1 protein-coding gene is annotated in these 631 nt (G+C 50.9%); it reads right to left on the bottom strand.

Annotation, left to right across the window (positions count from 1 at the left end):
• The coding region (locus tag ACYVIC_RS19630) for an AMP-binding protein (protein WP_460862687.1) at positions 1-631 on the bottom strand (631 nt) is incomplete at both ends.

Here is a 631-nt window from a genome sequence, read left to right as displayed (position 1 = left end):
GCAGGTAAATACCCACCAGCGTGTCCGGCTGTACCTGCTTTTCAGTAATTAAGTAATGCGCCAGTTCATTCGCTTTCCTGTTCAGTTCGCCATAACTCAGGCTCCTGCCTTCAAACACGACTGCCTGCCTGTTCGGCTCCTGTGCCACCTGCTCTTCAAACAGGGTTTGAATACAACTCTCCTGCGGGTACTCCCTTCGTGTGTCGTTTACCTGGTGTAGCAGATAATCCAATTCCTGAGCTGGCATCAATGTCTTTCCAAATGCCCGCTCAACAGCTTGCTGCCCGCTGTCGGTCAAGCGTCCGGATTCAGCCAGCAAACTGTCGCAGGCTCGCAGGAAGTACGCCGTAATACGCGCTATAAATCCATCATCAAACAAGGCTGCATTGTAACTAAAGGAGAGCCCCAGTCCGCTGTCTCCATTACCTCGTTGCATATCGACAGTGAAGTGATAGTTAGTCTGCTCAAATACACTTGAATCCAGCAACGTCTCCTGCTGCTCACCCTCTGCGGATGTCGTATCTATCAGCTGGTCATAGACATGGAAGTGGGTGTAGTTAAACAGCACTTCACTGAACTCCAACCCTGTCTCCTGCTGGATTTGCGCCAGAGGATAATGCCGGTAACTCAG

It is taken from the genome of Rheinheimera gaetbuli (assembly GCF_054781935.1).
Note: the sequence above shows the minus strand (reverse complement) of the source record. Positions and strands in the feature narration are given on the sequence as shown.